Source organism: Puia sp. P3 (genome assembly GCF_050632245.1).
Classification (GTDB): domain Bacteria; phylum Bacteroidota; class Bacteroidia; order Chitinophagales; family Chitinophagaceae; genus Puia.
The window spans coordinates 4,083,090-4,096,526 of the sequence record NZ_CP192583.1; the positions used below are offsets into that span (position 1 = coordinate 4,083,090).

A 13,437-nucleotide genomic window follows, 5' to 3' on the forward strand; every position below is an offset into this window, starting at 1 on the left:
CGGTACACAAAACCGGCCGGCATAGCAGGCCCCGGTATACCGGGGGTTTTTTGCTATCTTCGGACCTCTCCGGATGGAAAACTACCCAAAAGAAAACCCCAAACCATGACAGCACCCGAAACCAAAAAGCTCGGTCTCTGGACCGCCACCTCGCTCGTCGTAGGAAATATGATCGGCGCAGGCGTTTTCCTGATGCCCGCGGCCCTGGCCGCCTTCGGTAGCGTCAGCCTCCTCGGCTGGCTCTTCTCCGCCATCGGCTCATTCCTGCTGGCAAAGGTCTTCAGCAACCTCAGCAAACTACTGCCAAACGCCACCGGCGGCCCCTATGCCTATACCCGCCACGGCCTCGGAGAATTCCCCGCCTTCCTCGCGGGCTGGGGATACTATCTGGCCACATCCTGCGCCAATGCCGCGATTACTATTTCATTCGTCAGCGCTATGAGCACCTTCATTCCCGCCCTGTCAGCCAATCCCACCGCAGCCGCGGCTACAGGTCTGGGTACCGTGTGGCTGCTGACCGCCATCAATACCCGCGGCGTCGCGCTCTCCGGAAAGCTGCAACTGATCACGACGATCCTCAAACTACTTCCTCTTGCCATCATCTCGGTCGCCGGGTTATTTTTCATCCACGCAAATAACTTTCACCCCTTCAACGGCACCCACGATACGACCCTCGGCGCCATCACCACCACCGCAGCGATGACGATGTTCTCCTTTGTCGGTATCGAATCCGCCACCGTCCCCTCCGGCAGCGTCGCCGACCCCGCCCGCACCATCCCCCGCGCCACCCTGCTGGGACTGCTGATCGCAACCGCCGTATACATCCTGAGCAGTATCACCGTGATGGGCCTTATCCCCTCCGCCCAATTACAACATTCTCCTACCCCATTCGCCGACGCCGCCTCCACCATCTTCGGCCGCGGCTCCCGCTACTGGGTTAGCGCCGGCATCGCCATCGCCGCTTTCGGCGCACTCAACGGCTGGACCCTGGTCCAGAGCCAGATGCCCTACGCCATCGCCCGCGACGGCCTCTTCCCCCGTCTGTTCACCCGCACCAATAGCCGCGGCGTCCCCTACATCGGACTCCTCGTCAACAGCACCATCGTCTCCATCCTCATCGGCATGAACTACACCAGCGCCCTCGTCGAACAGTTCCGCTTCCTTCTCCTCCTCTCCGTCTTCGCCATGCTCGTCCCCTACCTCTTCACCACCGCAGCCTACGTGATCCTCCAAACCTCCCTGCCAAAAAAGGCCAAACCCACCGTCGCCATCCTCGGCCTCCTCGCCTTCTCCTACACCCTCTGGGAGATCATCGGCGCCGGCCCAACCGCCGTCTTCCACGGGTTCATCCTTCTCATGGCCGCCGTCCCCCTCTACGTCTGGACCCGCCGCGAATCTACAAAACCGTAACACCCCACCCAACCTCACCAGCCGCAAGCGCATGCGGCACAACACCAAGCCCCACCCGCGGATCGACATTCTCATATCCTCCCGACGGCATATCCCCGGCGCCACCGGTAGCAAAAATTATATTCCCCGACCAAACCCCTCCCGTAAAAGGCCCCGCGATACGAGCCGCCGGCCCCCCGCCCTCGATGATATTGTTAGCGATCTTGACAGAGGTCGCACCAAGGCCATTCACACGCCCCATCTGCACGATATTCGAAACATTATTCACCAGCGTATTACAGGCTATCACCACCCGATCCGGCCTGTCATGCGCCGTCAGCTGCGCGCCATCCGCCACTTCCCCATCCCCGTTCCCAACCATGATCGCGGGATCACAGTTCTCGAAATAATTGCTGAAAATAATATGGTCATCCCCGAAGATCCGCAGCCCCGGCGTATGGGTAAAATAATTGCCGTAGACGCTGCTCCTGTTCCCATGCCGCAAAGTCAGCTGTGCCGGACAATTCCTGATCGTATTATACCGTATCGTCAGCTGCGACGCCTTCACCGAGATCAGCTCGTTCTCCCCCGCACACTCCTCGAACACATTATACTCCACGATACTGTTGCTATTTGAGAGACTGAAGCCGCTAAGACCGAACTGCAGCGTCTCCGCCCCATTGCCCTTCTGCGGCTTCTGGTCAAAAAAGTAGTTATGGTGGATATGCAGGCGCTGCGCGATCTGCCTCCCCTCGCCGCGAACCGCAATAAATCGACCCATCGCATCCTTGTGCTCAAAACTATTATAGTCCACCTCGTGATCGCTACCGTTCAAAAGCAGGTCCTCACCATTCCCCGGCGTCTGAAAAAGATTATGCGTCCACCGGCAATGACTCGTTCCCGCCGCCATGACAGCCCGCGACGCACGATGCGTGAATTTGAATCCCTGGATGACAATATAAGACGCTGGGCTAAGAATGCTGAACCCCGCCTCACCTTTCATCTCCACCCCACCGATAGTCTGGGCCCGGATCACAATGGGCTGGGCCGCCGTCCCCTGCCGGCTTACCGTGATAGCGGCACCAGCCGTATACACGCCATCGGCCAGAATAACAACCGCTCCAGGCGCGGCCTTGTCGATGGCGGCCTGCAACGCAGAAAGCGACGACACCGTCTGCGCCCGGCCCGCCAAAACTCCAAAAAACAAAAAGAATAAAAGATTTTTCATCCCCTAAAATAAAACCATCACCCCAAAGTCCGATCACTCCAATTATCCGGATCATCAACTATTTTAGCGAAAAATCGATAGTTTTAGCATAAGAATCAGGCAAATGCGTTCCGCCATACAACTAACCGCCGTCATAGTCCTCCTGGCAATATCCGGGACAGCCCAGGATATTACTCAAAAAGACGCAGACTCACTGCTCCATGAAATAACCAGGGCAATCCCGGTAAAAGACCGCATCAGTGCACTACTCCAGTTGGCGGCATTCAACACCCACCAGCGAACTGCCACGGCAGAAACACTCGCCGGGGCGAGCGACTACCTGCGAGAAGCCGCACAGCTCAACAGGAAATCCCCATTTCCTTTCTTCAACGAACAGCGCCTGATCGTTCAGTCCAGCCTGTACAAGGCCCAACACAACGCTCCGGACGGAAAGAACGCGCTCGCCACGGCCATTGAGTTGCTCAAAAACTCCCCCAACAAGACGCTGCTCGGAAAAGCCTACTACGAGATGTCCGAATTCTATAGCGGGGACTTCCACCACGAGACAATGCTCACGCGAATCAAATACCTGCAGCTGGCAATCGCGGCATACGAAAAAACTGACCGCCTCGTCGACCTCGCCCGCTGCTACAGATTCCTTGCGGACCTCCACCAACTGCTCAACGACAACCGAAGCGCGTTTTCCGAGGTCAGGACCGCCCTGAAATACTACGACCAGGCCGAATATGCCGACAAGCAGGGAGCCGTAGCGCTGCTCGGACGAATCTACTACGAGGAAGGTGACTACCAGCACGCGCTCCAGAACGAGCTGCACGCACTAAGGATCGCGACCAACAGCAGCCAGGACAACGTCAGCCTGATATGCCAGATCAACAACAACATCGGATACACCTACCTGAAGCTCAACGACGCCGACAAAGCCCTGCAATACTTCCAGGATGCCCTGAAGATCGCCCAGCAGGAAAAAGACACTTCGACAGTCTACCTGCTCGCGGCCAACGTCGTCGACGCATATCTCGGCATGAACGATCCCGAAAAAGCCGCCCGATTTTTTCGGGATATCTCCCGCCAAATCCCACAACCCGCCTATATGAGATACGAAGGCGGAGACTACGGCATCAGCCACACCTGGCTAAAGATCTATATGGCCATGGGGCAGTACGACAAGGCCCGCGTCTACTGCGACTACCTGATCAGACAGGCCAGCAATCCCAATATCAATCTCTATACCCTGACGCTATACTACCAGCTCGATCGCCAAATTCTACATCGAGACCGCCGACCACGAAAAAGCCCTCTACTACCTTAACAAAGACAAAGACCTCGTCACCTCGCTAAAGAGCTTCTCGGGCATAGCCCATAACTACAGGTTAAGATTTTCCCTCGACTCGTCAGATAAGAAATACGAGGAAGCCATGGCCGACCTCATGAACGAGAACATAGCGAAGGACTCCATCCTCGACGAAGCCAAGACCAGACAGATCGCCCAGCTGGAGATAGAGTTCGAGACAGAAAAGAAGGAGAACGAGATCAGCCTCCTCAACCAGAAAGCCATGCTCGAGGAATCCAGACTGAAACAGGCCAACCTCGCCGGGAACGTGACGATCGGCGGCATCCTGCTGCTGCTGATCATAGCCACCCTCCTCTACAGACAGAGCAACCTGAGGAAAAAATACAATATCCTGACCACGCAAAAGAACGAACTCCTGCAAAACCTACTGAAAGAAAAAGAATGGCTGCTTAAAGAAGTCCACCACCGCGTCAAGAACAACCTCCACACCGTCATGGGTCTCCTGCGGTCCCGGGCCAGATTCCTCGAAAAAGACGCACTGGCAGCCATAGAAGCCAGTGAACACCGTATATACGCCATGTCCCTGATCCACCAGCGGCTCTATCAGACAGACAACATCGGAGACATCGATTCACCCGTCTACCTCAGGGAGCTCACATCTTATCTTTCGGAAAGCTTCGGCTCTCCCGCGAATATCCGCCTCCAGCTGTCGATAGACGACATCCGGCTCAAGCTGTCACAGGCCATCCCCCTCAGCCTCATCATCAACGAAGCCATCACCAACGCCTTCAAATACGCCTTCCCCAACAAACGCACCGGAAAGATCATGCTCGAACTCCGGCGCGCAGGCGAATCCATATCCGCCATCATCTCCGACGACGGCATCGGAATGCCCGCCGTCGACATCGCCCGCCCCTCAAAATCTCTCGGCCTCAGCCTGATGCGCGGCCTCACCGGCGACCTCGAAGGCGATATCCGTTTCGAGAACGACGCCGGCACGCGAATAACCGTCGTGTTCCCTGCCGCATAATGACGCCCATCCATTGAACCAACCCGACAATCCGTTGAAATCCCGCGGCCACGCCCATCCGTTTCCCGTATTTTGGCAAAAAACCACAATACCACCCCCATGCGCATCCTAATATTCCTCCTTGTCCTCACGCTCCCCCTAACAACCCTCGCCCAATCCCCCGTCGACACCTCCTCCAAACCCCAGATCTTCGCCCCCGGCGTAGTCTCCTCCCCTTCGAAGAGGTCGCCGCCACCTTCTCACCCGACGGCAACACCGTCTACTTCGCCCAGTGGCACCATCTCCATGGAGATCTGCTATTCCAAAAGGTCCGGCAACACCTGGTCAAAACCCCATATCATCTCCTTCTCCGGCCACTGGGGAGACTGGGATCCCTTCCTTTCCCCCGATGGTAACAGGATCTTTTTCGTCTCCAACCGGCCCCTCGACACAACAGGCAACAACAAATTCCAACGCCAACCCCATATCTGGTATAGCAACCATGGGATCAACGACCAATGGTCCGAACCTCAGTACATAAAAGATTCCTTCAACCTCGACGGCATCGGCAACTTTGCCCCCACCGTCAGCCGTTCGGGCGACCTGTTCTTCTATTCCCCCGCAGAGACCAGCAAGGCAAAGCCAGAAGCTTCTACGTCAGACCCCTGGGCGATCACTACGGCCAGCCACAACCGCTGCTGCTCAACGGCGACGAAGAGGTCAGCGACCCCTATATTTCCCCGGACGAAAGCTATATCATCTTCGTCGGCGGCAACGACCTCTTCATCAGCTACAGACACGACAACACCTGGACAAAAGGCCAGCCGCTCCACCTCCACAACAACGACGGCAGCTCGATCTACGACCCCACCGTCGCCCCCGACGGCAAAACGCTCTACTTCACCTCCAACCGGATCGCAGGCTACTACAAAAGGGACCCCAAATCTCTTCCTCTCGACTACGATGGCCTACTGAAAGAGATGAACGGCATCTTCAACGGCAAAGGCAACATCTTCATGGTTCCACTCCACATCCCTAACCCCGCTTCCTGACAGGCACCGGTCGCCATCGCCTGACCCTTGTCATAAACGGAATTGACCAACCTCATACAGGGAGTTCCGACGACCCGATACCTTGCCGGGAAATCAGAACTCCCATGGACCAATATATCAAGTCGTTCAGGGACATCCGCATAACAGATATCCCCGTGGTCGGCGGAAAGAACGCCTCCTTGGGTGAAATGTTTACTCAGCTGTCGGAAAAAGGCATTCGCGTGCCCGACGGCTTCGCCACCACGGCAGGCGCCTTCCGCCAATTCCTGAAAACAAACGACATTGCCGGCCGGCTCGAATCGATCATGGCAACCCTTGATCGCAAGGATTTTTCCAACCTGTCAGACGTCGGCCTCCAGTGCCCGAACCCTGATCCTGCAATCCTCCCTGCCCGAAGACCTGAAAGCAGGCATCCTCATAGCCTACCGGCAACTCGCCGCAACCACAAATCCCACTACCTACACAACCAGCGTCGCCGTGCGCAGCAGCGCCACAGCCGAAGACCTGCCCGACGCCAGCTTCGCCGGCCAGCACGAGTCTTATCTCAACATATCCGGCGAAAAAGAAGTCCTGAACGCCGTACACCGCTGCTTCGCTTCACTATACACAGACAGGGCCATAAAATACCGGGAAGACAACGGTTTCCCGCACAAAAACGTAGCCCTTTCAGCCGGCATCCAGATCATGGTGCGCGCCGACCTCGCCTGCTCCGGCGTCGGCTTTACGCTCGAACCGGAATCCGGCTTCCGCAACGTCATCCACCTCTCCGGTGTATGGGGACTTGGCGAGAATATCGTCCAGGGGACAATCCACTCCCGACGAGTTTCTCGTCTTTAAACCCACTTTAAAACAAGGCAAATACCCCATTCTCCAAAAACGACTCGGCGAAAAAGAAAAGACCATGGTTTACACCGCCGGCGGCACGATCAACCAGGACACACCCGCCGATAAACGCAGGGCCTTTATCCTCACCGACAATGAACTCATCCTCCTCGCTCAGTGGGCACTTGCGATAGAAGAACACTACAACCGGCCAATGGATATCGAATGGGCCAAAGACGGACCGACAGAAAAGCTATATATCGTTCAGGCCCGGCCAGAAACCGTCCAGTCGCGAAAAAACCCCTCGTCGCCAAAGAATACTCAATCGTAACCAAAGGCGAATGCCTCGCTACCGGTCAGGCCGTAGGCGAACGGATCGTTTCCGGCAGGGCAAGGGTCTTCGACAGCCCGCAGAACGCCGGCGATCTCCAGGAAACTGACATCATCGTCACCGATATAACCAGCCCGGACTGGGACCCGCTGCTGAAAAAGTGGCCGCCATCGTCACCAACAAGGGAGGACGCACCAGTCACGCCTCCATCGTCGCAAGAGAACTCGGCGTCCCAGCCATCGTCGGCGCAGGCTCAGCTACCACCAATATCAAAGACGGCCAACCCATCACCGTCTCCTGCTGCGAAGGGAAGACAGGATTTGTATACAGGGGTAAAGCCGAATGGAAAGAAAAGAACATCGACCTCGGCCAGATCCAGCTGCCCGGCCACACCCGGCCAATGCTCATCACGGCGGACCCCGCCAAAGCCTTCGAACTGTCCTTCTACCCCAACGCCGGCGTCGGCCTGCTGCGCATGGAGTTCATCATCACCCACCACGTCCGGATCCACCCAATGGCGCTCGTCATGTTCGACACACTGAAAGACGAAAGCACCCGAAATGAAATTCGACAACTTACGGACTGTTATACAGACAAGACCCGCTTCTTCGTAGACCGGCTCGCAGAAGGCATCGCAACTATCGCCGCCGCGTTTTACCCCAAAGACGTCATCCTCCGGACCAGCGACTTCAAGACCAACGAATACGCACACCTCATCGGCGGCAAGGCCTTCGAACCGAAAGAGGAAAACCCGATGCTGGGCTTCCGCGGAGCATCCCGCTACTACCATGAGCTCTATAAAGACGGATTCCGGCTGGAATGCGAAGCCATCCGAAAAGTCAGAAACGATATGGGCCTCACCAACGTCAAGGTCATGATCCCTTTCTGCAGAACCGTCGAAGAAGGCCAAAAAGTGCTCGACGAAATGAAAACCAACGGACTCTCCCAGCACGTCAACGGCCTGGAAGTATATGTTATGGCCGAAATACCCAGCAACGTCCTGCTGGCCGACGAGTTCGCTGCACTCTTCGACGGCTTTTCCATAGGCTCCAACGACCTGACCCAGCTGACCCTGGGCATCGACCGCGACTCCTCTCTCGTCGCCCCGCTCTTCAGCGAACAAAATAAAGCGGCAAAAAAATGATCGCATACATGATCGCCGCTGCAAAAGCCTCCGGCATTCATATCGGCCTCTGCGGCCAGGCGCCCAGCGACTATCCGGAATTCGCCTGCTTCCTGGTCGAACAAGGTATCGACAGCATCTCCTTCAACGAAGACGCCCTCCTGAAAGGCATCGACAACATCAATAAGGCAGAAAGGAGGCCGGCGATCCAGTCATCATGAACCAGCAGTCGATAAAAATGCGGCAATTCCTGACAGAAACAGGAGACCTCGCCCGTTTTACCTCCCGGTATTTCATACAGGGAGGAAGGCCAAGATTTGAAGTAAAAGAACTCATCCGCCAGTGCTACTACATCGGCGTTAACTCCTTTCCCCTCGTCGGCCTCACCGGCTTTATCATGGGCCTCGTCCTGACCATGCAGCTCCGCCCCTCCCTCGTCCAGTACGGCGTCGAATCCCAGCTGCCCGTCATGGTAGGCATCGCCATCGTCCGCGAGGTCGGTCCGGTGATCACCGCCCTGATCTTCGCAGGAAAGATCGCCAGCAGCATGGGCGCCGAACTCGGTTCCATGAAGGTTACCGAACAGATCGACGCCATGGAGGTCAGCGGCACCAACCCCTTTAAATACCTGGTCGTAACCCGGGTCACCGCCTCGACCCTCATGCTGCCGGTCCTCGTCATCCTCGGAGACGGTATCTCCCTGTTTGGTGCATTTATTGGCGTCAACATCCGTTCCACAACCAGCATCGACCTCTTCTTTCGCCAGATTATCGACAACTTCAGTTTCGGCGACGTCATCCCGGCGTTCATCAAAACATTTTTCTTCGGGTTCGCAGTCGGCGTCATCGGCAGCTACAAAGGCTACAATTCCAGCAAGGGCACCGAAGGCGTCGGCAGAGCGGCTAATTCGGCCGTAGTAATGGCCTCCATCCTCATCTTCATCATCGACCTGATCGTCGTTCAGATCACCGACCTGCTCGGCCTCAACTAACACCATGCTGCACAACCAACTATACGAGACCCTCACACAACACCCGCCGGCACCGGAAACCCCGCCCCCTCCTCCGATCCCGTCATCAGGATCGAACACGTCTCCAAACGATTCGGCGACAATATCGTACTCAATGATTTCAACCTTACCGTCGCCAGGGAAGAGAACGTAGTCATCCTCGGAAAATCCGGAGTAGGCAAATCCGTACTGATCAAATGCATCATAGGACTCCTCAGACCGGACAGCGGAAAAATAATAGTGCTTGGAAAGAACATCCCCGACCTGGACCACGACGAGCTGGACAGGATTCGCGCCAAAGTCGGATTTCTCTTTCAAAGCAACGCCCTTTATGACTCCATGACGGTCCGCGCCAACCTGGAATTCCCACTGCGCAGACACTGGATCGAAATGTCCCAGACGGAAATGGACGATCTCGTTATGGAAGTGCTCAACAACGTGGGTCTCGCCCACGCCGTCGACATGATGCCGGAAGAGCTCTCCGGCGGTATGCGCAAACGCATCGCCCTCGCCAGAACACTCATCCTGAAACCTGGCATCATCCTGTATGACGAACCCACCACCGGCCTCGACCCCGTTACAGGACGCGAGATCAGCGCCCTGATCGTCGATATCCAGCGCAAATACCACTCCGCCTCCATCATCATCTCGCACGACATGCACTGCGTAAAAAGAACTTCCGACAGAGTCGCCGTTCTAATCAACGGCAAATGCTACGCAGTAGATACCTATGAAACGCTAAGAAACTCCTCCGACCCTCAGATAAAACAATTTTTCGAATAAATGACCAGTTATGGCAACCCAAACCAACAGCAATACAAAACTCGGCCTCCTGGTACTGTCAGGTCTCTTCCTTTTTATACTAACCCTCTACATTATCGGAAAGAACCAGAACATGTTCGGCTCCAGTTACCGCCTGAAAGCCCGGTTTAGCGAAGTGAACGGCCTCATGAAAGGCAACAATATACGGTTCTCGGGCATCCAGGCAGGCACGGTAAAATCGATCCGGATCATCGACGACACCACTATCGAGGTCCTCATGCTGATCAACAACGACCTGCAGCCATTCATCCGCACAAATGCGTCGGCCGCTATCGGCACGGAAGGCCTCATCGGCAACAAGATCATCAATATCACCCCCGGCAAAGGCAACGCCCCCGTCGCCGAAGACGGCACCATGCTGAATACCCACCGCGTCGTCAATACCGACGACATGCTCCAAACACTGTCGAAAACCAACGAGAACATCGCAACCATCTCCGAAGGACTCAAACAGACCATCCGGAGGATCAATAGCAGCTCCGCCTTATGGCGCCTGCTCGACGACAGCAGCCTGCCCGCCAATACCCGCTCCGCACTCTCCCACATACGTCAGGCCAGCGCCAACGCCGACCGCCTCACCGGCGACCTGCAGGACCTCATCAGCGACGTGAAAAAGGAAAAGGCGCCGCTGGAATGCTGCTCGCCGACACCGCCTTCTCCAACAAACTCAACATCACCCTCGAAAACCTCCGGAAAGCCGGCGCACAGGCCGGCACGGCCGCCGAAGGCCTCAACGCAACCATAAAAGACGTTCACGAAACGGTAACCAACGGCAGCGGCACCGTAACCGCCCTGCTCAAAGACACAGCCCTGCTCAACCGCGTCAACACCAGCCTCGGCAATATCCAAAAAGGTACCGACGCCTTCAGCCAGGACATGGAAGCCCTGAAACACAATTTCCTCTTCCGGGGATATTTCCGAAAGCTCGAGAAGCAGCAAAAGAAAAAAATGGCCTATTGATCCGCCCCTTTTTATTGTCTAACCCAAAAACAACTCGTTATGCGTCAGTTACTCGTGCTGCTATGCTGGTCATGCCTGGCGACCACGGCGACAGCCCAGCACAAGATCATCGTCGCCATCGGCTCCTCCACTACCGCCGGACAAGGCGCTACGCCCAACCCCAATCCAATCAACCCCAATGACCCACCAGACAGTTGCTGGACCAGCATCCTCAAACGATACTACAAAGATCTGGGCCTTATCGATACCCTGATCAACCTCGGCCGCAGCGGCACAACCACCTACGACGGAATGCCCACCGGGACAGTAAGACCCGACGGGACCACCGTTGCCACGCAATTCAATGTAACCGCCGCTTTACAGGTCTACCACGCGGATATCGTTACGGTCAACTATCCTACCAATGACGTAGGTTCCGGCTATTCCCCTGCGCAAACGCTTTCCAATCTCCAAACCATCTACAACACCGTTGTCAATGCAGGCAAGATCTGCTTCATAACGACAACCCAACCCAGAACCTCCTTCACCACCGACCAAAAACAGCTGCTCAAAAGCGAGAGAAATATGATCCTCGACCGGTTCGGCCATCAGGCACTGAACTTCTACAACGGTATCGTCGCCGCCGATTCGCTGAACATCAATCCCGTCTATAACTACGATGGCACCCACGTCAACAACGCGGGTCATCGCGTGCTTTTCGGGGTCGCAAGAGACTCTAATGTTGTACTCACAATCCCCCTCCCCATCACCCTTATCGGGTTTACAGCCGTCAGGCAGCAGCAAAAAATCGTGCTGAACTGGACGGGAATGGACCAGACAGGCGACCCCGAATTTGTCATCCAGCGCAGCGCAGACGGAACGTCTTTTGAAGACCAGGTGCAGATACCGGCGACCGGCAGCGGAGTGGCTCAGAACTATTCCTGGACCGACCAGACACCCCTTGCAGGAAAGAGCTATTACCGGATCAAAGTCTCGGAAAATGGCCTCGCGGATCAATACTCGGCGATCGTCGCGGTCACCAATAGCCCCGGCAACTGGACGATCGGACGACTTTACCAGGCCACGGCATCGACCCGGAATATCGAGATCATGTCGGAGAAGACTACCCGCTTACAACTGCGTATAATCGATGCCGGGGGCAGGCATTTCATACAGCAATCCCTCACCGTCACTTCGTCCCCGCAGCTCGATCCCCCTGAACCTGGCCGGACTGTCCGGCGGTCAGTATTTTGTACAACTCGTTTCCGACCAGGGAGAGACACAGGTCCGGGCAATCCAAAAACAATAAAATCACCTCACGCCCTGATAATAGTCATATTTCGGCTATTCATCCCGGTCTACTTTTACATGGTCAATAAGATTTTAGCTTCTCAATAAAATTTTTCACCATGAAAGCCAGACTCAATCTGGCAGCAGGGAAAACATTTCTCCTCCTGCTGTCATACCAACTATTGTCCTTAATTTCATCAGCTCAGGTACACTATACCGGTAGCTCGGTCGACCTCGTCGTCAGCGGCACATCCACCCTTCACGACTGGACAATGAAGTCCGTCAAGGCAGACTGTAATGCCTTGTTCCTGCTCAACCCATCAGGTAGCGTCACCGGAGTCCAGACGATGACCTTCTCCACACCCGCCATCGGCCTGAAAAGCGATCACACCGGCATGGACAACAACGCCTATAAGGCGCTCAAGACGGACAAGAACCCGACGATCAGTTATACCCTGACGTCAGCAACCGTCGCCCCTGCTAACAACGGCCAAACCACGGTTAAATGCACCGGCAACCTCAGCATCGCCGGCACGACAAAAGAAGAAGAGATCGTAGCCACCTGCAAACCCAATTCAGACAATACGATCACCGTCACAGGAACCAGAAAGATCAGCATGCCCGAATTCAGCATCGTGCCGCCAACCTTCATGCTCGGCACGATCAAGACCGGCAGCGACGTCGTCATCACTTTCACCATGCTATTGAAAAGATCCTAAACTAAATAACACTAACAACCTTTCAATTTACATTTTATGAAACGTATCATCCAAAACATCGCTTATTCATTGCTTCTGACGGGTTTCGCGCCTATCGCCGTGCACGCCCAGACTTTGCAGGGCAGAATCCCGAATCTCCGGCCATACGACCAGTCCGGCATTAACTCCTTCGAAACAAAGAAAGACACGGCCGCCTTCGACGGTGCTAAGATCCGCATCGGCGCCGGGTTCACGCAGGAATTCCAGGGCCTCAAAGACCAGAACTATATGGGCAAATCCGGGTCCAATAACGGCCTTTATAAATTATCTCCAGGCTTCAACCAGGGCCATGGCCAACCTCTATACCGACTTCCTCCTGGCCGACGGTATACACCTTAACCTGAGCCTTTACCTGTCTACCCGCCACCACAACG

Annotated in this window: 15 protein-coding genes and 2 pseudogenes; 15 read left to right on the top strand and 2 right to left on the bottom strand. The window is 55.6% G+C overall.

From position 1 onward, the window contains the following. Window positions 1-105 precede the first annotated feature (105 nt). A complete protein-coding gene (locus ACQ86N_RS25320; protein WP_431209480.1) occupies window positions 106-1,410 on the top strand; it encodes an amino acid permease in 1,305 nt (434 codons plus the stop codon). Here ACQ86N_RS25320 and ACQ86N_RS25325 read toward each other — a convergent pair. Then, window positions 1,397-2,617 carry a polysaccharide lyase 6 family protein gene (locus ACQ86N_RS25325; RefSeq protein ID WP_431209481.1) on the bottom strand — a complete coding sequence of 407 codons (1,221 nt, stop codon included), beginning with the start codon at window positions 2,615-2,617 and terminating at the stop codon, window positions 1,397-1,399. The two genes, ACQ86N_RS25320 and ACQ86N_RS25325, sit on opposite strands and share 14 nt — an antisense overlap. Before the next feature lie 103 nt (window positions 2,618-2,720). Between ACQ86N_RS25325 and ACQ86N_RS25330 the strand changes: the two genes are divergently transcribed. From ACQ86N_RS25330 to ACQ86N_RS25365, 8 genes and pseudogenes are all read left to right on the top strand, one after another. Further along, entirely contained in the window at window positions 2,721-3,926 is a 1,206-nt protein-coding gene (locus tag ACQ86N_RS25330; RefSeq protein WP_431209482.1) for a tetratricopeptide repeat protein, read from the top strand. Between the two features lie 106 nt (window positions 3,927-4,032). Continuing rightward, a complete protein-coding gene (locus ACQ86N_RS25335; RefSeq protein WP_431209483.1) occupies window positions 4,033-4,938 on the top strand; it encodes a sensor histidine kinase in 906 nt (301 codons plus the stop codon). Between the two features lie 497 nt (window positions 4,939-5,435). Beyond that, window positions 5,436-5,969 (top strand): TolB family protein, encoded by a 534-nt coding sequence (locus tag ACQ86N_RS25340; protein ID WP_431209484.1) that lies wholly within the window; start codon window positions 5,436-5,438, stop codon window positions 5,967-5,969. Window positions 5,970-6,157: 188 nt separating this feature from the next. After that, window positions 6,158-6,250, top strand: a pseudogene (locus tag ACQ86N_RS25345) (hypothetical protein); the annotation flags it as partial. A 34-nt stretch (window positions 6,251-6,284) separates the two neighbouring features. Beyond that, complete coding sequence (locus tag ACQ86N_RS25350) at window positions 6,285-6,806, top strand: PEP/pyruvate-binding domain-containing protein (protein ID WP_431209485.1); 522 nt, start codon at window positions 6,285-6,287, stop codon at window positions 6,804-6,806. Further along, window positions 6,739-7,122: a PEP/pyruvate-binding domain-containing protein gene (locus ACQ86N_RS25355; protein WP_431209486.1), complete on the top strand. Its 384-nt coding sequence runs from the start codon at window positions 6,739-6,741 to the stop codon at window positions 7,120-7,122. Before ACQ86N_RS25350 ends, ACQ86N_RS25355 begins: the two co-directional genes overlap by 68 nt. Window positions 7,123-7,282: 160 nt before the next feature. Continuing rightward, a pseudogene (locus ACQ86N_RS25360) lies at window positions 7,283-8,466 on the top strand (putative PEP-binding protein). Then, window positions 8,463-9,236 carry an MlaE family ABC transporter permease gene (locus ACQ86N_RS25365; RefSeq protein WP_431209487.1) on the top strand — a complete coding sequence of 258 codons (774 nt, stop codon included), beginning with the start codon at window positions 8,463-8,465 and terminating at the stop codon, window positions 9,234-9,236. Before ACQ86N_RS25360 ends, ACQ86N_RS25365 begins: the two are co-directional and overlap by 4 nt. A 32-nt stretch (window positions 9,237-9,268) precedes the next feature. On the opposite strand, the gene ACQ86N_RS25370 is transcribed toward ACQ86N_RS25365, so the two are convergent. After that, the gene (locus ACQ86N_RS25370) at window positions 9,269-9,460 is read right to left on the bottom strand and encodes a hypothetical protein (protein ID WP_431209488.1); all 192 of its coding nucleotides are present in this window, start codon (window positions 9,458-9,460) and stop codon (window positions 9,269-9,271) included. On the opposite strand from ACQ86N_RS25370, the gene ACQ86N_RS25375 reads away from it, so the two are divergent. The 6 genes from ACQ86N_RS25375 to ACQ86N_RS25400 are packed head-to-tail and all read left to right on the top strand — an operon-like array spanning window position 9,411 to window position 13,402. Continuing rightward, window positions 9,411-10,037: an ABC transporter ATP-binding protein gene (locus tag ACQ86N_RS25375; RefSeq protein WP_431217591.1), complete on the top strand. Its 627-nt coding sequence runs from the start codon at window positions 9,411-9,413 to the stop codon at window positions 10,035-10,037. The genes ACQ86N_RS25370 and ACQ86N_RS25375 overlap by 50 nt on opposite strands. Before the next feature lie 10 nt (window positions 10,038-10,047). Next, window positions 10,048-10,821 carry an MlaD family protein gene (locus ACQ86N_RS25380; protein WP_431209489.1) on the top strand — a complete coding sequence of 258 codons (774 nt, stop codon included), beginning with the start codon at window positions 10,048-10,050 and terminating at the stop codon, window positions 10,819-10,821. Further along, window positions 10,710-11,036 carry a hypothetical protein gene (locus tag ACQ86N_RS25385; protein WP_431209490.1) on the top strand — a complete coding sequence of 109 codons (327 nt, stop codon included), beginning with the start codon at window positions 10,710-10,712 and terminating at the stop codon, window positions 11,034-11,036. Before ACQ86N_RS25380 ends, ACQ86N_RS25385 begins: the two co-directional genes overlap by 112 nt. Before the next feature lie 39 nt (window positions 11,037-11,075). Next, window positions 11,076-12,413: an SGNH/GDSL hydrolase family protein gene (locus tag ACQ86N_RS25390; RefSeq protein ID WP_431209491.1), complete on the top strand. Its 1,338-nt coding sequence runs from the start codon at window positions 11,076-11,078 to the stop codon at window positions 12,411-12,413. Between the two features lie 11 nt (window positions 12,414-12,424). Continuing rightward, window positions 12,425-13,024, top strand: a complete 600-nt coding sequence (locus ACQ86N_RS25395; RefSeq protein WP_431209492.1) for a YceI family protein — start codon at window positions 12,425-12,427, stop codon at window positions 13,022-13,024. 36 nt (window positions 13,025-13,060) lie between these two features. Beyond that, window positions 13,061-13,402, top strand: coding sequence for a hypothetical protein (locus tag ACQ86N_RS25400; RefSeq protein WP_431209493.1), 342 nt, complete (start codon window positions 13,061-13,063; stop codon window positions 13,400-13,402). The last annotated feature ends 35 nt before the right edge of the window (window positions 13,403-13,437 follow it).